Annotated in this window: 27 protein-coding genes; 12 read left to right on the top strand and 15 right to left on the bottom strand. The window is 67.0% G+C overall.

Annotated features, from left to right (window positions below; translation table 11 throughout):
• Positions 1-131: 131 nt before the first annotated feature.
• The 13 genes from HF576_RS16445 to HF576_RS16385 all read right to left on the bottom strand — a co-directional run bounded on the left by HF576_RS16445 (position 132) and on the right by HF576_RS16385 (position 6323).
• Complete coding sequence (locus HF576_RS16445; RefSeq protein ID WP_168913929.1) at positions 132-782, bottom strand: hypothetical protein; 651 nt, start codon at positions 780-782, stop codon at positions 132-134.
• A complete protein-coding gene (locus tag HF576_RS16440; protein WP_168913928.1) occupies positions 779-1009 on the bottom strand; it encodes a hypothetical protein in 231 nt (76 codons plus the stop codon). The genes HF576_RS16445 and HF576_RS16440 overlap by 4 nt, the downstream gene beginning before the upstream one ends.
• Position 1010: 1 nt before the next feature.
• On the bottom strand, positions 1011-1439 hold the full coding sequence (locus HF576_RS16435; protein WP_168913927.1) for a hypothetical protein: 429 nt from the start codon (positions 1437-1439) through the stop codon (positions 1011-1013).
• Complete coding sequence (locus tag HF576_RS20880) at positions 1436-1642, bottom strand: WhiB family transcriptional regulator (protein WP_425523021.1); 207 nt, start codon at positions 1640-1642, stop codon at positions 1436-1438. The genes HF576_RS16435 and HF576_RS20880 overlap by 4 nt, the downstream gene beginning before the upstream one ends.
• 37 nt (positions 1643-1679) lie before the next feature.
• On the bottom strand, positions 1680-1844 hold the full coding sequence (locus HF576_RS16425; protein WP_168913925.1) for a hypothetical protein: 165 nt from the start codon (positions 1842-1844) through the stop codon (positions 1680-1682).
• Entirely contained in the window at positions 1844-2884 is a 1041-nt protein-coding gene (locus HF576_RS16420; protein ID WP_168913924.1) for an AAA family ATPase, read from the bottom strand. Before HF576_RS16420 ends, HF576_RS16425 begins: the two co-directional genes overlap by 1 nt.
• Positions 2881-3201: a hypothetical protein gene (locus HF576_RS16415; protein WP_168913923.1), complete on the bottom strand. Its 321-nt coding sequence runs from the start codon at positions 3199-3201 to the stop codon at positions 2881-2883. Before HF576_RS16415 ends, HF576_RS16420 begins: the two co-directional genes overlap by 4 nt.
• Complete coding sequence (locus tag HF576_RS16410; RefSeq protein WP_168913922.1) at positions 3194-3331, bottom strand: hypothetical protein; 138 nt, start codon at positions 3329-3331, stop codon at positions 3194-3196. The genes HF576_RS16415 and HF576_RS16410 overlap by 8 nt, the downstream gene beginning before the upstream one ends.
• A gap of 116 nt (positions 3332-3447) precedes the next feature.
• The gene (locus HF576_RS16405) at positions 3448-3618 is read right to left on the bottom strand and encodes a helix-turn-helix domain-containing protein (protein ID WP_168913921.1); all 171 of its coding nucleotides are present in this window, start codon (positions 3616-3618) and stop codon (positions 3448-3450) included.
• Between the two features lie 295 nt (positions 3619-3913).
• Complete coding sequence (locus HF576_RS16400; RefSeq protein ID WP_168913920.1) at positions 3914-4060, bottom strand: hypothetical protein; 147 nt, start codon at positions 4058-4060, stop codon at positions 3914-3916.
• The gene (locus HF576_RS16395; protein WP_168913919.1) at positions 4057-4653 is read right to left on the bottom strand and encodes a hypothetical protein; all 597 of its coding nucleotides are present in this window, start codon (positions 4651-4653) and stop codon (positions 4057-4059) included. Before HF576_RS16395 ends, HF576_RS16400 begins: the two co-directional genes overlap by 4 nt.
• A gap of 87 nt (positions 4654-4740) precedes the next feature.
• A complete protein-coding gene (locus HF576_RS16390) occupies positions 4741-5892 on the bottom strand; it encodes a tyrosine-type recombinase/integrase (protein WP_168913918.1) in 1152 nt (383 codons plus the stop codon).
• A 218-nt stretch (positions 5893-6110) separates the two neighbouring features.
• Complete coding sequence (locus HF576_RS16385) at positions 6111-6323, bottom strand: KTSC domain-containing protein (RefSeq protein ID WP_168913917.1); 213 nt, start codon at positions 6321-6323, stop codon at positions 6111-6113.
• Positions 6324-6391: 68 nt separating this feature from the next.
• On the opposite strand from HF576_RS16385, the gene thrS reads away from it, so the two are divergent.
• Together thrS and HF576_RS16375 are read left to right on the top strand one after the other, a co-directional pair.
• Positions 6392-8383 (top strand): threonine--tRNA ligase, encoded by a 1992-nt coding sequence (thrS, locus tag HF576_RS16380; RefSeq protein ID WP_343234320.1) that lies wholly within the window; start codon positions 6392-6394, stop codon positions 8381-8383.
• Positions 8380-8952, top strand: coding sequence for an HIT family protein (locus tag HF576_RS16375; protein WP_425523015.1), 573 nt, complete (start codon positions 8380-8382; stop codon positions 8950-8952). Before thrS ends, HF576_RS16375 begins: the two co-directional genes overlap by 4 nt.
• A gap of 13 nt (positions 8953-8965) precedes the next feature.
• On the opposite strand, the gene pdxY is transcribed toward HF576_RS16375, so the two are convergent.
• Both pdxY and HF576_RS16365 read right to left on the bottom strand, forming a co-directional pair.
• The gene (gene pdxY, locus HF576_RS16370; protein WP_168913916.1) at positions 8966-9817 is read right to left on the bottom strand and encodes a pyridoxal kinase PdxY; all 852 of its coding nucleotides are present in this window, start codon (positions 9815-9817) and stop codon (positions 8966-8968) included.
• A 7-nt stretch (positions 9818-9824) separates the two neighbouring features.
• The gene (locus tag HF576_RS16365; RefSeq protein WP_205835381.1) at positions 9825-11168 is read right to left on the bottom strand and encodes an aminotransferase class I/II-fold pyridoxal phosphate-dependent enzyme; all 1344 of its coding nucleotides are present in this window, start codon (positions 11166-11168) and stop codon (positions 9825-9827) included.
• Positions 11169-11291: 123 nt separating this feature from the next.
• Here HF576_RS16365 and pdxS point away from each other — a divergent pair, with 123 nt between their 5' ends.
• From pdxS to secF, 10 genes are all read left to right on the top strand, one after another.
• Positions 11292-12182, top strand: a complete 891-nt coding sequence (gene pdxS / locus HF576_RS16360) for a pyridoxal 5'-phosphate synthase lyase subunit PdxS (protein WP_168913914.1) — start codon at positions 11292-11294, stop codon at positions 12180-12182.
• Positions 12176-12781 carry a pyridoxal 5'-phosphate synthase glutaminase subunit PdxT gene (gene pdxT / locus HF576_RS16355; RefSeq protein ID WP_168914314.1) on the top strand — a complete coding sequence of 202 codons (606 nt, stop codon included), beginning with the start codon at positions 12176-12178 and terminating at the stop codon, positions 12779-12781. Before pdxS ends, pdxT begins: the two co-directional genes overlap by 7 nt.
• 38 nt (positions 12782-12819) lie before the next feature.
• Positions 12820-13341 carry a hypothetical protein gene (locus HF576_RS16350; protein WP_168913913.1) on the top strand — a complete coding sequence of 174 codons (522 nt, stop codon included), beginning with the start codon at positions 12820-12822 and terminating at the stop codon, positions 13339-13341.
• An 89-nt stretch (positions 13342-13430) separates the two neighbouring features.
• A complete protein-coding gene (locus HF576_RS16345; RefSeq protein ID WP_168913912.1) occupies positions 13431-14192 on the top strand; it encodes a YebC/PmpR family DNA-binding transcriptional regulator in 762 nt (253 codons plus the stop codon).
• A gap of 52 nt (positions 14193-14244) precedes the next feature.
• Positions 14245-14823 (top strand): crossover junction endodeoxyribonuclease RuvC, encoded by a 579-nt coding sequence (gene ruvC / locus HF576_RS16340; protein WP_168913911.1) that lies wholly within the window; start codon positions 14245-14247, stop codon positions 14821-14823.
• A gap of 66 nt (positions 14824-14889) precedes the next feature.
• Complete coding sequence (ruvA, locus tag HF576_RS16335) at positions 14890-15513, top strand: Holliday junction branch migration protein RuvA (protein ID WP_168913910.1); 624 nt, start codon at positions 14890-14892, stop codon at positions 15511-15513.
• Positions 15506-16534, top strand: coding sequence for a Holliday junction branch migration DNA helicase RuvB (gene ruvB, locus HF576_RS16330; RefSeq protein ID WP_168913909.1), 1029 nt, complete (start codon positions 15506-15508; stop codon positions 16532-16534). Before ruvA ends, ruvB begins: the two co-directional genes overlap by 8 nt.
• Before the next feature lie 79 nt (positions 16535-16613).
• A complete protein-coding gene (locus HF576_RS16325) occupies positions 16614-17072 on the top strand; it encodes a preprotein translocase subunit YajC (RefSeq protein WP_168913908.1) in 459 nt (152 codons plus the stop codon).
• Between the two features lie 44 nt (positions 17073-17116).
• A complete protein-coding gene (gene secD / locus HF576_RS16320; protein ID WP_168913907.1) occupies positions 17117-18871 on the top strand; it encodes a protein translocase subunit SecD in 1755 nt (584 codons plus the stop codon).
• Positions 18871-19860 carry a protein translocase subunit SecF gene (secF, locus tag HF576_RS16315; RefSeq protein ID WP_168913906.1) on the top strand — a complete coding sequence of 330 codons (990 nt, stop codon included), beginning with the start codon at positions 18871-18873 and terminating at the stop codon, positions 19858-19860. Before secD ends, secF begins: the two co-directional genes overlap by 1 nt.
• The last annotated feature ends 38 nt before the right edge of the window (positions 19861-19898 follow it).

The following is a 19898-nucleotide window of genomic DNA, read 5'->3' as shown; positions in this document are numbered from 1 at the left end:
TTCCAAAAATCGGAACGTTGCCATAACGCCCAGTTTTTTCCAGCTTGCCGACGGGTTGGAGTGGGGAGGTCGACCTGGCCCACCCCGCAGGGGGGTGGGTTGGCTAGACCCACCCCATTTGAGCCGTCTGGTTAGGGTTGCGGCGGCTGGTCTGTATCGGGCTTGCGGATGTATCCGAGTTCTCGTGTGAGCTGTGTGTACAGGTCGACGGGGCGTCGGGATGGGTCGCGGAGTGCTGCGAGGGGTAGGTCGACGAGCGCTTTCAGGTAGCGGGTTGCGTTGGCTGCGCCGATCTGTCCTTGTCCCACGCGGATGTCTGGTCGGTCGTATCTGAACTCGAGTGGTGCAATGCCGTGTGGCTCGGGGGTGTCGGTGCCTGCTGGGGCTTCGGGTACGTCCAGTTCACGGAGACGGCGGCGCCACGCGCGGAGCTGTTCGACGCGGGTTTCGTTGAGTTCGTGGAACGCGATGATTGCTTCTTCGGCTGTGCGGAGTGCCTGCACGTATGCGTCGGGGTTGTCGACTGTGTGTTCGATCTCGGCACGGATGGCTTGGATGGCGTTCAGCCGGGTCTGTTCGGCTTGGTCGAGCTCGGCGTTGCGGGCGGCTTCGATGCGGAGGTGCGCGAGTCGTGCGTCTGCTTCGGCGGTCTCGATGTCTCCGGGTTTGATGTTCGGGTCACCGGCGACGATCGCGTCCTGGATCTCTGTGACACGTTTGTCGGCTTCGGCTGCTGCCTGCTGGGCGGTGGTGAGGTCGAGGGTGGTGGTCTTCTTAGTCATGCTTGGCCTTTCGTGTTTCGGTTGATGAGGTCGTTCGTGGCGGCTATCACTGTGTGTGCGGCTTCCACTTGTTCTTCGCGTGTGGTGAGTCCGGTGCTGGAGAGTTGGATCTCGATGCGCCAGAACGACTCGTCGGCGTATTTGGTGAGGAGGGCGTAGACCAGTCCGCGCGAGTAGTCGAGGGTGGTCGTCTCGTCGTCGGTTTCGATGGTTGGGATGATCGCCATGTCAGTCCTTCCCGTCCTTCGTGATGTTCGTGATGGGGAGGTTGGCTACGAGTTCGGAGTGGCCCATTTCGTGAAGGCGTTTGGCCTCGGTGTAGGTGATGGTTTGGCTGTTGGTGGCGCGGTCGACGAGTTCTTGGTCGGCCGGGGTGATGCGGCCCAGGGCCTGGTCGAGGTCGCCTGCGTCGTATGCAGCGTCCACTTCTTCGGGCGTCATGCCTTTGATGTCCTCCCGTGTGAGTGCCTGCCCTGCTTTTTCCGCGAACTGGTTGTAGTTCTCAATCGCGGTGAAGAGCTTCGCGAGGGCGGCCTGCGCCCGTTGTAGGTCGATCTCTGCTGCGGTGGGTTTGAGTTCGCGTGAGCGGTTCGCGGGCCATTTGATGGACTCGGCGCGGTCAAGGGGGCCACGGCGGTTGGGTTTGTCGTCGGTCATGGGGTCAGCTTTCGGTTTCGTCTCGGATATGGGATGCCGCACCAGATGCCCGCGGTGGGTTTCGATGCCTCCGCGTAGTCACGGCAGAGGTCCCGGAGCGGGCACGCGGCGCACAAGCGGGATGCGAGCGCTTTCTGGGCGGCGCCGGTGTGGTCGGCGGTGAAGAACTCGTAGTCCCGGCATGCGGGGCGGTCGGTCTCCATTGCTTCGACGAGCGCGGCGTACTCGGCTTCTCCCGGGTCACTCCTGGCCACGGTTCGCCTCCGTCCAGTCGCGAGCTTCCTGCGCCCGTTGAGCGCCCACCATCGCGAGATATGCGCGCCGCTGTGCCTCGAACTCTTCGGGGTTGTTCCATGCCGCTACGAGTTCGTTCCAGTTCGCCGGCTTCGGTGCAGGGCGGCCCATCAGGCGCTCACCCCACTCAGTTCAGGGGGTGTGAGTTGTGTGAGTTTGTGAGTTTCGTATCCGTCAATCTCGGGGAATCTCACACTTCTCACACTTCTAACGGGGGCATAGAGTCCGCGGGCCAGCTTGACTAGCCGCCCAGATTCGACGGCACGGCGCAGATACTCATCGATTCCGGCGACACCAGTCATGAGCGTCTTCACATCGCTCGGTTTGATGCCCTCAGGGAACCTTCCGACAGTCGCGATCACGTCGGCCATGCGGTCACCCACACCAGCCGTGCTCTTGGCGTTCTGAGCGGCTTGCGCGGCACCTGCAAGGTCTTGCCCGTCGAGTTGCCAGGCACCCGTCTCCGTCATGAGCAGGCCATATTCACCTTCGGCCGCGTCCCTCGATGTGACGTGAAGCGTGGCGCGGTCTTCGTTCCGTTCACGCCTAAGCACGAGAACCGTATCTGCGGCCCCGGCGATGCCCTGCGTGCCGCTCACCGCGTCGAGGAAGTCCTCACCGCCACCTTTGCGGGTGTGATGCACGATGATGAGGCTCGAGCCTGGAACAGCGTCACATGTCGCTTTCAGGGCCGACAGGACGCGGTAGTCGTGCCCGTACTGGGATGCGTTACCGGCGGGTGGCATCACCTTCCCGAGGGTGTCCAGGATCACAACAGGGTCAGACCCGGCATGCTTTGTCATGAACTCGGTGATCGTCTCGATAACGGCACCGGCCGGGATTTCGACACGAAACTCCAGCAGTGGCGACACCTCCGCGGGGTTCAGCCGTAGCAGTCGGTCCTGTAGCCGCCTGGGGCCATCCTCAAGGGCGAGATACAGTACGGGTCGCGGTTCCCCCACAGGCAGGGCTCCGAGCGCGTCGGTGCCGCACGAGAGAGCAACCCCGAGACCGAGAACCATCCACGACTTGCCGATCTTGGGAGCTGCGACGAGCAGCGTCATGCCCTCGGGGACGACACCAGGTACGACATAGCGGATGGGAGGGAACGACTGCGCCATGAGCCATTCAGCAGTGAAGGTATGAGTCATGCGACACCCGCCTTCTTGCGGGCCTGCACGACGTCGAAGTGCTTCAACAGATCGGCGTGACGTTTACGTGCCTTGTCGCCGTTGTAGGCGAGGTCGTAGAGCGCGTCAGCTTCACGCTCGACGCGCGCCAACTTGGTCGTCGTGACTCGTGCGGCACCGGCGTGGAAACCATCGGCCCATAGAAGCCAGAGATCCCAGGGGAGTTCGTGGGCGTGCAGCTCACCCGCGAGGAAGCAGTCAACGGTAGAATTGTCGTAACGAACCCGCCCGCCAGAACGGTTCTCGGAAGCGCCTCTCGGGGCGCTTTCGTCATACATGGGCACCTCGCAGCGCGCGACGGTACGACTCCCACTCGAGCAGCGTGGCGTTCTCGAAGTACTGCTCGATGATCAAGCGCGCGATGGCGTACCCGTGGTTGCGGAGCGCTTCGCGGACAAGCTTCGACATCTTCGACGGTGAGATGTGAATCCCGGCAGCGTCGAACATTGCCATGCCGTGCCCGATGAGGGTGTCTACCTGCCGCGCTTCCAACTGCGCACGGCTTTCGGTGCGGTAGAGGGCAATCAAGCGACCACCGCCAGCGGCTTAGCTCCGGCCAGGATGCTCTCGAGGTTGACGCGGATCAAGCGGGGACCGAAGCGACGCGCTTCGATCTCGCCGCGGGATATCATCCGGCGGATGGTGTCATCGCTGAGGCTGTAGTGCTCGGCGGCTTCGGGGATTGGAACCCACATGGCGTGCTCTCCTAGAAACAGGAAAGGCCCAGTAAGAAGAACCGGCTCATAGGGAGCTCCGGTTCCGCTCGACTGGGCATCACGCCCACCAACATCACGTCGGTAGTGTCGTTAGCGGTGATCTCGAGGTGGTCCAGGCATCACGCCTGCCTCTGGTGAGATTCGCTTAGCGATGGGCCTTTGGGGGCTTAGTTACACATTAACAGGGTTCCTACGTCGACGTGCCCTTTTCTGCGAACAAATTTTCTGGGGGGGTGGCGAGTCGAATCCCGGCACCCCCCCAACAGTCAAAGGATCATGCTTGGCGTGCTGTGACGTCCTTTAGGGCGAGGATGAACTGGGCCTCCTCGCGTACCCCGACGTCCCACCCTTTCTCTCGCGCAATCTCAGCGAAACGCATCGCCAAGACGGCGGCGCTCTCGAGGTCGATGTTCTTGCTCATGGCACCATCACCTCGTACAGGCGCTCCATCGTTTCTGCACCGAAGGTACGGTGCAGGCGCACGATGTCTACGGGTGTCCAGGTCGTCGATCCGGAGAGTTTGGACATGAGAACACCGTGAGTGATGCATAGACGGGCCGCAAGCTCGTTTGGCTCCATGCCGCAGTCGCCCATGATTGCCACGACCTCGTCAGAGATCGTGCCGTAGAAATTCTGATCCCTCTTCACGAGCCGATTCAAGTCGCGACAGAGGGCCGCGGCACGAACGACAGCGAAGGATGCGGCGAGGTGATCGTCAATCCTCGCGGCCCTGCCCGCCAACTCACCCGTCATGGTGTCGACCTCGAGCAGCCAGAAGCCGGACTCGGTCGTGTATTGAACGCGTACCCACCCCGCGGATCCGAAGTTGACGCACAGCCACCAGTCATCGCCCGACTGTTCGTCGTCGGGGAAGCCGGCCAGATACTCGACTTCGGTCAGGATTACTGCGCCGTCAGCAGCGGCGCGGTGCAGCAGGCGCGCAACTCGCGGATCTTCCCACCAAGGCGACGTATCAGAAGTAGGGGTGGCGCTATCTTGAGTAGTAGTGGACATCGTTGATCTACCCTTCGGTGTTCCTGCCCTCGTCGTGTTCGCGCACGACGGGGGCGTTTTCTGTTCAGGCGGGCAGGATTACCCGCCTCAAGCGAGTTCGCTCATGCGTCTCGCAAGTTCTTCATCTCGACCTGCAGTGTGCTGGTACCTCATCGCCGCAGCCACCGTCGAGTGTCCCAACCGTGACTGCAATTCCTTTAGCGTCGCACCGGCCAGGGCAGCCCGCGTAGCGCCGTAGTGGCGGAGTGCGTGCCACGGCATGTCAGGGCGCTTCGCGGCGCTCCTAGCGGGGTCCCAGTGCTTGTAGAAGGCCGACTGCGCGAGGTGGGACACGCCGTCCGCGGCAGGGAACAGCAGCGACTCTGGGGACCTGCTCACAAAGTCCTTGAGGTGGGTCTCAACGATGCCCGTGACGTGCGGGGGGAGCACGATCGCACGCACGCCGGCCTCACTCTTTGTTGGACCTACGATCGCCCCTTGACCGGTCACGTGCGACACAGCTCGTGAGACGTTCACCACGTACACATCGCCTAGTCGTTCGATGTCCTTCATGCGGAGCTCAGTGAGCTCGCCGTATCGAACACCAGCCCATGCCGCGAGGATCACAGCAGCCCTGAACCGGGGAGTGATCTTGTCAACGATGATTGACAACTCTGCTGCGGTTGGTGGGTAAACCTTCTTCCCACTCGACGCCGACGCGGCACCCTTGATCTGACATGGGTTCGACTTGAGCCGCCCATCCTGAACAGCGGTAGCGAGGATGGCCTTAAGTAGTTCGTAGGCTCGCGCGGCCTGAGTCTTCGTTCCGGACTTGAGGAGCTCCGAGTACCAGGACCGAACAGTCTCGGGGGAGATGCCAGACAGCCGGGACTCCGCAAAGTCCGCGAGCGGCCCCTTCACAAGCCGGCGGTACTCAGCTGCTGTCCGAGGCCGCAGGTGCTCGCCGTGGCGATTTGTGCGGGTGCTGATCCACTGCTCTGCATAGTCGGCAAACGTCGTCGCCTTCGACTTGGTCGCCGTTGTAGCGGCCTGGGCCTCGTGGGGGCTCCACAGTCCGTCGACAATCTCGATGCGGCGGCGTGCAAGCCAGCCTCGTGCATCCTCCATCGCAGTGAACGTGAGGGGTGCGGTGTAGCGGTTGCCATCGGGGCCAACGTAGCTCGCCTGGTACCGCTTCGATGGCAGGAGCCGGATCGCACCGAATGACTCGCGGCGCTTGCGGGTCTTCTTCGCGGCCACCGTGGCCCCCTTCGTGCAATACCGTGCAATATCTTCTGCGCGCTCGTGCGGCTTCGTGCTACACAGTGACCTTAACACGATCGCCCGACATCCGCATCAATACGGGCGAGAAACGCAGAATCACGCCAATCTGCCCAGTAGTCCCGATACAGTTTCGATCCCAGTATCGCGCACCACATGAAACCCCCGGTTCACCGGGGGTTTTCGGTTTTGACGGCTCAGCGCACGTGCTGGCTCGGATATGTGTCCCGGATCCGATCGCGGAAGTAGCGCCCGGCGCTCTCCGCGTCGAGCAGCCCGCGATGCACCGAGCCGGGCACCGCGAAGTACCGGTACACCTCGCCGGACGTGAACTCCAGCTCGAGGATCGCAGTGGCAGGGTCGTAGCCCGCCGACGCGATGGCGGACGACTCCAGACTCGTGCGCTTCATCGCTTCCGAGGCTACGCCGTCCGGGGCCGGAGCCGGGGGAGAGGTGCCGGGGCGATAGCCTTGAGGGCGTGTCTGACGCCGTGTCCTACCCCGCTGACGGGTTCACCCTGTTCCCCGACCGCTCCGTGGTCGCCCTCCGTGTCAACGGCGACCTGAAGGATCTCGCCACGATCGTGCAGGAGACGGATGCCGTCGAGCCCGTCACCATCGACAGCCCGGACGGCCTCGACATCCTGCGGCACTCGACGGCGCACGTGCTCGCGCAGGCGGTCCAGCGCATCAACCCGCAGGCCGACCTCGGCATCGGCCCGCCGATCACCGACGGCTTCTATTACGACTTCGGCGTGGAGCATCCGTTCACCCCGGAGGATGTCAAGGCGATCGAGAAGGAGATGCAGCGCATCGTCCGGGAGGGCCAGCGCTTCGTGCGCCGCGTCGTGACCGACGAAGAGGCTCGTGCCGAACTGGCCGCGGAGCCGTTCAAGCTCGAGCTGATCGGGCTGAAGGGGGGCGCGGACAAGACCGAGGGCGCCGCCGTCGAGGTGGGAGCAGGCGAGCTCACCATCTACGACAACGTCGACCGTGACGGGCAGACCGTCTGGAAGGACCTGTGCCGCGGCCCGCACCTGCCGAACACGCGGATGATCGGGAACGGCTGGTCGCTGCAGCGGATCGCGGGAGCCTACTGGCGGGGGAGCGAGAAGAACCCGCAGCTGCAGCGCATCTACGGCACTGCGTGGCCGACCAAGGACGAGCTGCGCGCGTACCAGTCGCGTCTCGAAGAGGCCGCCAAGCGCGATCACCGCAAGCTCGGCAAAGAGCTCGACCTGTTCTCCTTCCCGGACGAGATCGGCTCGGGCCTGTCGGTGTGGCACCCGCGCGGCGGCATCGTCCGCGGCGAGATGGAGCAGCACGCGCGTCGTCGTCACGTCGAGGGCGGCTACACCTACGTGTACACGCCGCACATCTCGAAGGAGGACCTGTTCCTGACCTCGAACCACCTCGTCACGTACAAGGAGGGCATGTTCCCGCCGATCGTGATGGACGAGGAGCGCGACGAGCAGGGTGAGATCGTCAAGCACGGCCAGGACTACTACCTCAAGCCGATGAACTGCCCGATGCACATCCTGATCTACAAGGAGCGTGCCCGCAGCTACCGCGACCTGCCGATGCGGCTCGCCGAGAACGGCACCGTCTACCGCAACGAGCTCTCGGGCGCCCTGCACGGACTCACCCGCGTGCGCGGCTTCACACAGGACGACTCGCACCTCTTCGTCACCCCCGAGCAGCTCGAGGCGGAGACCACGAGAGTCCTGGAGTTCGTGATCTCCATGCTCCGCGACTTCGGACTCGACGAGTTCGAGCTCGAGCTGTCGATGCGCGACGACGAGAAGGACAAGTGGATCGGCTCGGACGAGTTCTGGGATTACTCGACGAACGCGCTGCGCAACGTCGCGCTGGCCAGCGGGCTCAAGCTCACCGAGGTCCCCGGTGAGGCGGCGTTCTACGGACCGAAGATCGACCTCAAGACACGGGACGCCATCGGTCGGGTGTGGCAGCTTTCGACCGTGCAGGTCGACCCGAACCTGCCCGAGCGATTCGAGCTGGAATACACCGACCGCGACGGCCAGAAGAAGCGGCCGATCATGATCCACCGCGCCCTGTTCGGCTCGATCGAGCGGTTCTTCGCGATCCTGCTCGAGCACTACGCCGGGGCGTTCCCGGTGTGGCTGTCGCCGGTGCAGGTGGTCGGCATCCCGGTCGCCGAGGAGTTCGCCGACTATCTCGGCGAGGTGATCTCGACGCTTCGATCCGTGGGCGTGCGGGCCGAGCTCGATCACTCGGACGATCGCATGCAGAAGAAGATCCGCACCCACACGACCCAGAAGGTGCCGCTGCAGCTCATCGCGGGAGAGCAGGACCGGTCCGCCGGCACGGTCTCGTTCCGCTTCCGCGACGGGTCGCAGGAGAACGGCGTGCCCATCGACGACGCGGTGCGCCGCATCCGCGAGGCGATCGCGAGCCATGCCCTCGTGAACACGGCCGAGGACCTCGCGTGAGCGACGACCCGGTTGCGGGTGAGGACGATCTTTCAGACGCGGCACTGGTCGACGCGGCCACTCTGCCGGGTGTGCCGGACGAGTTCCAACGCCTGTGGACCCCGCATCGCATGGCCTACATCCAGGCGGGGCCCGAGGTGCTGCGCCACGAGTGCCCGTTCTGCGAGGCGCCGCGCAAGTCCGACGAGGACGGTCTCATCGTGTTCCGCGGGCGAACGGCGTATGCGCTGCTGAACCTCTTCCCGTACAACTCCGGCCACCTGCTGGTGTGCCCGTACCGCCACATCGCGACGTACGACCAGGCGACGGATGAAGAGGTCGCCGAGATCGGGCTGCTGACGCAGCAGGGCATGCGTGTGCTGCGTGCCGTGTCGCGCTGCGACGGCTTCAACATCGGCATGAATCAGGGTCACGTCGCCGGTGCGGGCGTCGACGAGCACCTGCATCAGCACATCGTCCCGCGCTGGGCTTCGGACGCGAACTTCTTCCCGATCATCGCCAAGACCAAGGCGCTCCCGCAGCTGCTCGGCGAGGTGCGCCGCGCCGTCGCCGACGCCTGGCACGGCTGACCCCGCAGGCGCCTCAGCGCACCTGCTGCACCTCGAACTGCAGGCGCGGGTGGGCGTAGGCCTCCTGCGACTCCACGAGCTGCAGCTCCCGCTCGCCCGAGGCATGCGTGCGCTCGAGCAGGTCGAACACGCTCGACGTCGTGCGCGCGAGCGCGTCGGCGGCGTCGCCGGACCGGCGGAAGTGGGCCGTGAACAGCGCGGCCGTGACATCGCCCGAGCCGTTGGCCTTCATGGGGATGTGCGGCGTCTGCACGATCCAGGCACCGTCGTCGGTGACGGCCAGCATCTCGATCGTGCCGTCGGGGCGGTCCGGACGCTCGACGCTCGTCACGAGGACCGTACTCGGGCCCATGGCACGGGCGAGGTCCACTGACGCGAGCGTGGATTCCAGGTCGGTGGGGTCGGTCTCGGTCAGGAAGCCGAGCTCGAACTGGTTCGGCGTGATGATGTCGGCGGCCGGCACGACGCGATCGCGCAGCAGCACCGGGATCGCCGGAGCGACGAAGCATCCGGACTTGGCGTTGCCCATCACCGGATCGCACGCGTACACGGCGCCGGGGTTCGCGGCCTTCACACGCGCGACGGCATCGAGGATCACGTCGGCGATCCCCTCGCCGCCCTGGTACCCCGACAGCACGACGTCGATCTGCCCGAGGACGCCGCGCTCCTCGATCCCGAGGATCACCTCGCGCACGTCGTCGGGACTGATCAGAGGTCCCCGCCAAGCGCCGTAGCCGGTGTGGTTGGAGAAGTTCACCGTGTACACCGGGAGCACTTCGACGCCGATGCGCTGCAGAGGGAACACGGCCGCGGAGTTGCCGACGTGGCCGAAGGCGACGGCGGACTGGATCGACAGGATCTTCACCGGTCGATCATCCCACCTCGGCGGCGAGACGCCGCCCGGCCACCGCGTGCACGGCGGCCGCGATGTCCACGGCCAGCTGCTCGGCGTCGGCGTCATTCAGGTCGTGCACGGTCAGGCGCAGGCGCTCCGACGGGTCAGCGTCGCCGACGAGGAACTCGTCGCCGCTGCGCGCGAGCCAGCCTCGGCGCATCAGCCGGTCCGCGACAGCCCGTGCAGGCACCGGCAGCGCGACCCACAGGTTCAGTCCGTCGCCCGGCTCGGCCGGAACTCCGTGGGCGATGAGGCGCGCGGCGAACGCCGCATTGCGCGCCGCGTAGTGCGCGCCGGCGCGGTCGATGTCGCGCATCACGTCGGCGTCGGTCACGAGGGCAAGTGTCAGCCGCTGCAGCAGGTGGCTGACCCACGTGGTCCCCGGCGTGAGACGCATCGCCAGCCGCTCCGCGGTGTCGGGATCGGATGCCGTCACGGCCAGGCACATGTCGGGCCCGAGGAATTTCGAGACCGAGCGGATGAGGGCCCAGCGCCGGTGCCGCGGGCCGATGAGCGAGTAGAAGGGGCGCTGCGACAGCAGCGAGAAGTGGTCGTCCTCGATCACGAGGACGTAAGGGTGGTCCGCAAGCACATCCCGCAGCTGCGCGGCACGCTGCTCGGTCAGGCTGGCACCGGTGGGATTCTGCGCACGAGGCGTGCACACCACGGCACGGACCCCCTGCTCGAGGGCGTCGCGCAGTCCGTCCACCGTCATCCCTTCGGCGTCGACAGGGACGGGAACCGGTCGGTAACCGCCGAGCCGCACAGTGTGGATGCTCGCGAGGAAGCAGGGGTCCTCGAGCGCGACCGCGTCGTCGCGCGTGAGGGATTGCGCGAGCAGCCGCTCGACCGCGTCCGCGGCTCCGCTCGTGATGGTGAGCCGGAAGGGACCGGCCGAGGCCAGATCGCGCTGCATCCATGCACCGGCCCAGCTCTCCAGACCGGGATCGATGACCGGCTCGCCGTACAGCACGGGCCTGCCGGCCATGCTGCGCAGTGCCTTCGACGGATCCGGGATGAGATCCGGGTCGGGGTTGCCGGTGCCGACGTCACGCAGGACCGAATCGGCGGCGAACCCCTCCTGGGCGACGGGCGACCGGTCGGCGACGTGCGTCCCTCCGCGGCCACGCGTGACCACGACGCCCGCCTGCGTGAGCTGGCGGTAGGCCGCGACGGTCGTGTTGCGGTTGACGCCGAGGCTCTCGGCCAGAGCGCGCACCGGGGGGAGCGGGTCGCCGGGCCGCAGCGTCCCGCGCTCGACGAGCCCGCGCAGGCTCTCGGCGATCTCCGACGCCGTGCGGCCGCTGATTCCGTGATTCATGTCACCGTTCATCGCCCTCCCGAGTGTAGGCCCGGTACATGCTATCTTTTGGCCTAGGTCAATCACCACGACTGTCCGTCCGCGTGCGTCCCGCGATGGCGCATCCACCCGAAGGGAACCCCCGTGACCAGTGCCGACACCGGAACCAGCCGCGTCAAGCGCGGCCTCGCCGAGATGCTGAAGGGCGGCGTGATCATGGACGTCGTCACCGTCGAGCAGGCGAAGATCGCCGAAGACGCGGGCGCGGTCGCCGTCATGGCCCTCGAGCGCGTCCCGGCCGACATCCGGGCACAGGGCGGCGTCTCGCGCATGAGCGACCCCGACATGATCGACGGCATCATCGACGCGGTCTCGATCCCGGTCATGGCGAAGGCCCGCATCGGGCACTTCGTCGAGGCGCAGGTGCTGCAGGAGCTCGGTGTCGACTACATCGACGAGTCCGAGGTGCTCTCGCCCGCGGACTACGTCAATCACATCGACAAGTGGAAGTTCACCGTCCCGTTCGTGTGCGGAGCGACCAATCTCGGCGAAGCGCTGCGCCGCATCAACGAGGGCGCGGCGATGATCCGCTCCAAGGGCGAGGCCGGCACCGGCGACGTCTCGGAGGCGACCAAGCACATCCGCAAGATCACGAGCGAGATCAACGTGCTGCGCTCGATGACCAAGGACGAGCTCTACGTCGCGGCCAAGGAGCTTCAGGCGCCGTACGAGCTCGTCGCAGAGATCGCCGAGACCGGCAAGCTCCCCGTCGTGCTGTTCGTCGCCGGCGGCGTCGCGACACCGGCCGACGCGGCGATGATGATGCAGCTCGGCGCCGACGGCGTCTTCGTCGGTTCCGGGATCTTCAAGTCGGGCAATCCCGCCCAGCGGGCTGCCGCGATCGTGAAGGCCACCACCTTCTACGACGACGCGAAGGTCGTCGCCGACGTGTCGCGCGGTCTCGGCGAGGCCATGGTGGGGATCAACGTCGCCGACCTTCCCGCGCCGCATCGCCTCGCCGAGCGCGGCTGGTGAGCACGGGGCGTCCCCGCGTCGGCGTGCTCGCCCTGCAGGGCGACGTGCGCGAGCACGTGCGCGTCCTCGCCGACCAGGGGGCGGCCGTCTCGCTCGTGCGGCGGCCGGCCGAGCTCGCCGCCGTCGAGGGCCTCGTGATCCCCGGCGGCGAATCGAGCGTGATCGACAAGCTCTCGCGTGCGTTCGGCATGCGCGAGCCGATCCAGGAGGCGATCGCCAGGGGGATGCCGGTCTACGGAACGTGCGCGGGACTCATCCTCCTCGCCGACCGGATCACCGACGGCATCGCAGGCCAGCAGACGTTCGGCGGCCTGGACGCCACCGTGCGCCGCAACGCCTTCGGCAGTCAAGTGGACTCGTTCGAAGTCGACCTCGATGTGCCGGAACTGGGCGACCCGCCCGTACATGCGGTGTTCATCCGTGCGCCGATCGTGGAGGCGGTGGGAAGCGGCGTCGAGATCCTGTCCCGGCTCCCCGGCGACCGCATCGTGGCGGTGCGCCAAGACGCTCTCCTGGGAACGGCGTTCCACCCCGAGGTCACCGGAGAGCACCGCTTCCACGAGCTGTTCCTCGACATGATCCGCGGCCGCGCCGCGTGAGGGCGGGCCGCGCCTGCACGCGGAGTACATTCTGACCCATGACGATCAACGACTGGTGGCGCGATCACCCGGAGGAGCGCTACTGGATGATCGCCCCGTCGCGCGGCATCGTCGGCGATGCGCTCTCGGCGCCGAAAGCAGCCGACACCCGCCGGTTCGAGTGGTCGCACGAGCTCGTCGGCTTCACCGAGCCCGGCGACACGCTGTTCGTGTGGGACCGCACCCTCGCCGTGCCGGGCATCGCGGCGTGGGGCCGTGTGCTCGGCCCGCTGGGCGAAGAGACCCGCCGACGGCGGGGTGAGGAACTGCCGCATTGGCGGATGCCGCTCAGCGACGTGCTGCGTCTTGCCTCGCCGATCACCCTGCCCAGCCTTCGGCGCGTCGGCTCCGACATCGTCGCGGTGCGCGAACGGGTCGAGTCGCTGACCGACGGACCGGTGTACTTCCCGTTCATCGGCTCCGCCGACAGCCTGGCGCCTGCACCGGCCTACCTCACGAAGGTGCCACGCGACCTCGTCGCTCTGCTGTCTTCGCGCTTCGGCTTCGAATTCGCACTGTAGGCACGGGCTTAGAATGGTCTGCCGGCGGAGACCGCGCAGGATTCGCGCCGAGCCGCGCACGCACCGCCGACCATGATCACAGGAGGACCATGTCCGGGCATTCCAAGTGGGCGACGACCAAGCACAAGAAGGCCGTCATCGACGCACGTCGTGCCAAGTCGTTCGCCAAGCTCATCAAGAACATCGAGGTTGCCGCAAAGATCGGCGGCGCAGACCTCGCGGGCAACCCGACCCTGTACGACGCCGTGCAGAAGGCGAAGAAGACGTCGGTCCCCAACGACAACATCGACCGCGCCATCAAGCGCGGCGCGGGCATCGGCGGCGAGGCCGTCGAGTACACCTCGATCATGTACGAGGGCTACGGACCCAACGGCGTGGCCCTCATGATCGAGTGCCTCACCGACAACAAGAATCGCGCCGCCGCGGAGGTGCGCACGGCACTGACCAGGAACGGCGGCAGCCTCGCCGACCCCGGCAGCGTCGCCTACAACTTCACCCGTAAGGGCGTCATCGTCGTCTCGGGCGAGGGGACGACCGAGGACGACGTCATGCTGGCGGTGCTCGATGCGGGCGCCGAAGAGGTCGAGCCGCACGCGCAGGGCTTCGAGGTCGTCACCGAGGCCTCCGACCTGGTGAAGGTGCGCTCGGCCCTCCAGGAGGCGGGTATCGACTACGAATCGGCCGATGTCGAGTTCGTGCCGAATCTCAAGGTCGAGGTCGACGCCGACACCGCCCGCAAGGTGTTCCGCCTGATCGACGCGCTCGAAGACAGCGACGACGTGCAGAACGTCTACAGCAACTTCGATCTGAGCGATGAGGTGCAGGCCGAGCTCGAGAACGACGAGGACTGAGCGAAGGGCGCGCCTGGCCACGGCATCCGTCGTCCTCGCCTAGCGTGGGGGAGTGACCTCGCGTTCCTCCCTCTCGCCGCTGCGGGTCCTGGGCATCGACCCCGGGCTCACGCGCTGCGGTGTCGGCGTCGTGGATGTCGCACCGGACCGCTCGGCGCAGCTCGTGCACGTCGGGGTGGTCCGCTCCGATCCTGGTGAGCCGATCGAGGTGCGCCTCGCGCTCATCGCGACCGGGCTGCGCGCGGTGATCGAGGCGCACCGGCCCGACGTCGTGGCGGTCGAGCGCGTTTTCGCGCAGCACAACCGGCAGACGGTGATGGGCACCGCGCAGGCGAGCGGGATCGCCCTCCTTGTGGCAGGCGAGCGCGGGCTTCCGGCCGCCACACACACCCCGTCAGAGGTGAAGGCGGCGATCACCGGGTACGGCTCTGCCGACAAGCGGCAGGTGCAGACCATGGTCGCCCGCGTGCTGCGCCTGGACGCGCTGCCCCAGCCCGCCGACGCCGCGGACGCGCTCGCACTGGCGCTGTGCCACGCGTGGCGCGGGGGCGCGACGGTGGCCGCGGCATCCGGCCCTCTCACTCCGGCGCAGCGGGCTTGGGCCGATGCCGAGCGCCTCAGCCGCCGGTGAGGCCTCGCGCGGTGCACTGAGCGTGTCGCTCGAACAAACGTCCGAACCGGCACGTAGGCTCGACGCATGATCTCGTCAGTCCGCGGCACTGCCGTCCACGTCGAAGCGGATTCGGTCGTCGTCGAGGTCGGCGGGGTCGGCCTTCACGTCGCCGTCACGCCGCAGGTCGCGCGAGCCACGCACGTCGGCGCGCCGGTCCTGCTTCACACGACGCTCATCGTCCGTGAAGACGCGCTGTCGCTGTTCGGCTTCGAATCGCGCGAGGAGCTGACCGTGTTCACCCAGCTGCTCGGCGTGACGGGCGTGGGGCCGAAGTCCGCCCTCGGCGTTCTCGCCACCCTGACCGTGCCGCAGATCGCCGACGCGGTCGGCGCCGACGACGACGCGCCGTTCCGGCGCGTGTCGGGCATCGGCCCCAAGACGGCCAAGCTCATCGTCGTGCAGCTGACCGGCAAGATCACGGCGTCGCACACGGCCGTGGGCGGAACGGATGCCAGGACTCCGGCGGGCGTGACCGCTCAGGTCGTGCAGGCCCTGGTGGGCCTGGGCTGGTCGGAGCGCGTCGCCGCCGACGCGGTCGAGACGACGGCCCTGGACGCGTCCGAGACGGACCGGTCTTCGGTACCCGTCCTGCTCCGGCTGACGCTCGCGGCGCTGGGCCCGGCCCGGAAGGAGACGGTGAATGGCTGACGTGCGCGAAGTCGGCGACCCGGTCGACGAGACCGAGCTGGCCATCGAGGGCGCCCTTCGCCCCGGGTCGCTGGCCGAGTTCGTCGGCCAGCAGAAGGTGCGAGGGCAGCTGCAGCTGCTGCTGGACGCCGCGCGCATCCAGCAGCGTCCGGCGGATCACATCCTGCTGTCGGGCCCTCCGGGCCTCGGCAAGACGACCCTGGCCATGATCGTCGCCCATGAGAGCAACCGGCCGCTGCGGTTGTCGAGCGGTCCCGCCATCCAGCACGCGGGCGACCTGGCGGCGCTGCTGTCGAGTCTGACGCCCGGGGAGGTGCTGTTCATCGACGAGGTCCATCGCATGGCACGCTCCGCGGAAGAGATGCTGTACCTCGCGATGGAGGACTTCCGCATCGACATCATGGTCGGCAAGGGCGCCGGCGCCACGAGCATCCCGCTCGATCTGGCTCCGTTCACGCTGGTCGGGGCGACGACGCGATCGGGGATGCTGCCCAATCCGCTCCGCGACCGCTTCGGCTTCACCGCGCACCTGGAGTACTACGAGCCCGAAGAGCTCGAGCGCGTCATCGAGCGATCGGCCGCGATGCTGGGCGTCGCCGTTCCGCCCGGCCCCCGCGCCGAGATCGCGCGCCGCTCGAGGGGCACACCGCGCATCGCGAACCGCCTGCTGCGGCGCGTGCGCGACTACAGCATCGTGCACGGCAACGGCCGGGCAGCCGATGCGGCCATCGTCGATGCGGCTCTCGACCTGTACGACGTCGATGCGATCGGGCTCGACCGGCTCGACCGGGCTGTGCTCGACGCTCTCGTGCGACGATTCCGCGGGGGACCGGTGGGCCTCGGCACGCTCTCGGTGGCCGTCGGCGAGGAGTCCGACACCATCGAGTCCGTCGTCGAGCCCTACCTCGTGAGGATCGGGTTCATCGGGCGCACACCGCGCGGAAGGATCGCGATGCCGGAGGCGTACGCGCACCTCGGCGTGGCCTCGCCGGAATCGGTGCTCGGATTCGATGACCTATAATCACTGGAGGCTTTCGCCCACCCCCCTTTGAAAGGCAGCGCCGCCTGGCGTGCCTGAACCGAAAGGTGCTCTCGCCTCCATGGACATCGCTACCTTCCTGAGCAATTACGGCCTCATCATCCTGCTGGTCGTGCTCCTCGTCTTCATGTTCTGGAGCTCGCGCCGTCGGATGCAGAAGCAGAAGCTCGAGCAGGAGCAGAAGGCGCGCGAGACGGTCCCCGGCGCCGAGGTCCTGCTTCAGGGCGGGCTCTACGGCACCATCATCGCGTTCGACCCTGACAACCTCGACCAGCCCGCGATCGTGGAGCTGGCGCCCGGTGTCGAGATCAAGGTCCACAGCCAGGCCATCCTGCGGGTCGTGAACCCCACCGAGGGCGCCGTCAGCGAGGACGAGTACCTCACCGCGGAGGAGAGCCACGCCGAGTACGCCGAGGGCGTCGCCAACGGCGACATCACCTCGATCAGCGACGACCACCGCGTCACCAGCAAGGACGAGAACGACCCCGACGCCGAGTCCGGTTCCAAGTCACGAGACTGACCGTCTGACCGACCGCCCGACAGGGCACTCCAGAAAGCGAAGACGTGGCGACATCCACTCCCGTCCGGCATGCGTGGCGCGCGCTGATCGGCCTTCTCGCCATCACCGCCGTGCTGTTCGGCATCAACGCCCTCGGCGTGTACGTGTTCAAGGGCAGCTCCTGGGTCCCTGAGCTCGCACTCGACTTGCAGGGCGGCACGCAGATCGTGCTCGAAGCGCAGACCGAGGACGGCGCCGACCCGTCGACCGAGCAGATGCAGCAGGCGGTCACGATCATCCGCCAGCGCGTCGACGCGTCAGGTGTCGGCGAGGCCGACGTCACGACGCAGGGCGGCAACCAGATCGTCGTCCAGATCCCCGGTCAGGCCGACGAGGAGACGCGCAACCGCATCGAGGCCTCGGCTCAGCTTCAGCTGCGCGCCGTGCTGGTCGCCGGTGCGCCGACGAACACGTTCGTCGGCGAGGACGGCAACGAGACGCCGTACCCGACGCCGGATCCGACGCTTCAGGCGACCCCTTCGGTCGCGCCGACCAACGGCAGCGACACCTCGTGGGTCACTCCGCGACTGTCAGCCGAGTTCCAGGCGTACGACTGCGCCGATCCGGCCAACGACCCCGCGAGTGCGCCGGCGGACGAGCCGCTCGTCACGTGCGACGCCGACGGCACGGTCAAGTACATCCTCGGACCGGTGGAGCTGGACGGATCGTCGATCGACGACGCGACGTTCGGGCTGCAGACCACCAACAACCAGTGGGCGGTCAACCTCGACTTCGACGACGAGGGCACCGAGACCTTCGGTCAGATCAGCCAGCGCCTCTACGGCGCCGACCCGCCGCTGAACCAGTTCGCGTTCGTGCTCGACGGCTACGTCCTGTCGGCTCCCTCGATGAACGGGGTCATCCTCGACGGCAAGCCGAGCATCACGGGCAGCTTCACGCAGGAGACCGCGAAGGTCCTCGCCGACCAGCTCAAGTACGGCGCGCTGCCGCTGAGCTTCAGCGTCGAGAGCTCCAACTCCATCTCGGCGACGCTGGGCTCCCAGCAGCTGCAGATCGGGCTGATCGCCGGTCTCATCGGTCTCGCGCTGGTCGCGCTGTACTCGCTGATCGTCTACCGCGCGCTCGGGTTCGTCATCATCGCGTCGCTGGTGGTGATGGCGGTGCTCACGTACATCACGCTGTGCATCCTCGCGTGGCGCATGGGCTTCCGCCTGTCGCTGGCCGGTGTGGCGGGCCTCATCGTGACGATCGGCTTCACGGCGGACTCGTTCATCGTGTACTTCGAGCGCATCCGCGACGAGCTGCGTGACGGCAAGTCGATCACGAGCGCCGTCGAGGACGGCTGGGGTCGCGCCAAGCGCACGATCTACATCTCCAAGTCGATCAACATCCTCGCCGCCGTGGTGCTGTACATCCTCGCCGACTCGACGGTGAAGGGCTTCGCGTTCACGCTCGGGCTCACCACCGCAATCGACGTGCTCATCTTCATCCTCTTCACCCACCCGGTCATGCAGCTGCTCGCACGCACCCGGTTCTTCGGTTCGGGGCATCCGCTCTCGGGACTCGACCCGACCGCCCTCGGCGCGGTGTACCGCGGCCGCGCACAGTTCCGTGCTCCGGTGCCCGCCGTCGCCCCGACCGCGTCGGCCCGTCGCGCCGCCAAGTCGCGCGGTGAGGCGGTACGCCGGCAGACGATCGCCGAGCGCAAGCAGGCGGAGCTGGCAGCGGGCGGTGCCGGCAACGCACTGAACCAGAGCGGCTCCAAACCCGGCAAGCCCGTCAAGGAGGGGGACGACTGATGCGCTCCATGAGTCAGCTCGGCAACGACCTCTACACCGGCAAGACGTCGTTCCCGTTCGTCGGGCGTCGCAAGCTGTGGTTCCTCATCGCCGCCATCCTCGTGATCGGCTCGGCGCTGGTTCCCCTGATCCGTCCCATCCAGTTCTCGATCGAGTTCACCGGCGGCTCGCAGTTCACCGTCAACGGTGTCGAGACCGCCGACCAGCTCGTCGCCACCGAGGCCGTGCAGTCCGTCGTTCCCGACGCCACGACGAAGGTCGTCACGATCGGCGAGGACGCGGTGCGCGTGCAGACCGATCAGATGACGGATGCCGAGAGCCGCAAGGTCTCGGCCGCGCTGGCCGAGGCGTACGACGTGCCGGCGACCGAGGTGAGCTACTCGTTCATCGGACCGAGCTGGGGTGCCGACGTCACACGCACGTCGCTGTGGGGTCTGGCCATCTTCCTGGCGCTGACCTTCCTGATCCTCGCGCTGTACTTCCGCACCTGGAAGATGTCGGTCTCGGCGATCATCGGCCTGGTCGACGTCCTCATCATCACGATCGGCGTGTACGCCCTCTTCGGCTTCGAGATCTCGCCCGCGGCGGTGATCGGGTTCCTGACGATCCTGTCGTACGCGCTGTACGACACGACGGTGGTGTTCGACAAGATCAGGGAGAACACCAGCGAGGACGGCGAGGTCTCCGGGCGCACGTTCGGCGAGTCGGTCAACCTGGCGGTGAACCAGACCCTGGTGCGCTCGATCAACACGACGGTCGTGGCGGTCCTGCCGACGGGGGCGATTCTCTTCATCGGCCTGCTGTGGGTCGGTGCGCAGACGCTGACGGACCTGTCGCTGTCGATCTTCGTCGGAACCATCGTGGCGGCCTATTCGACGATCTTCGTGGCGGCACCGCTGTACTCCCTGCTGCGTGAGAACGAGTCGCCGATCAAGACGCGCGACGAGCGCGTCGTGGCCGCTCGGGAACTGGCCGGCACACCCGCCTGAGACGGCCGGCGGCCGGTCGATCCGCGGGGCGGGCGTAG

The organism is Microbacterium salsuginis, from assembly GCF_012524205.1.
Classification (GTDB): Bacteria; Actinomycetota; Actinomycetes; order Actinomycetales; family Microbacteriaceae; genus Microbacterium; species Microbacterium salsuginis.
Note: the sequence above shows the minus strand (reverse complement) of the source record. Positions and strands in the feature narration are given on the sequence as shown.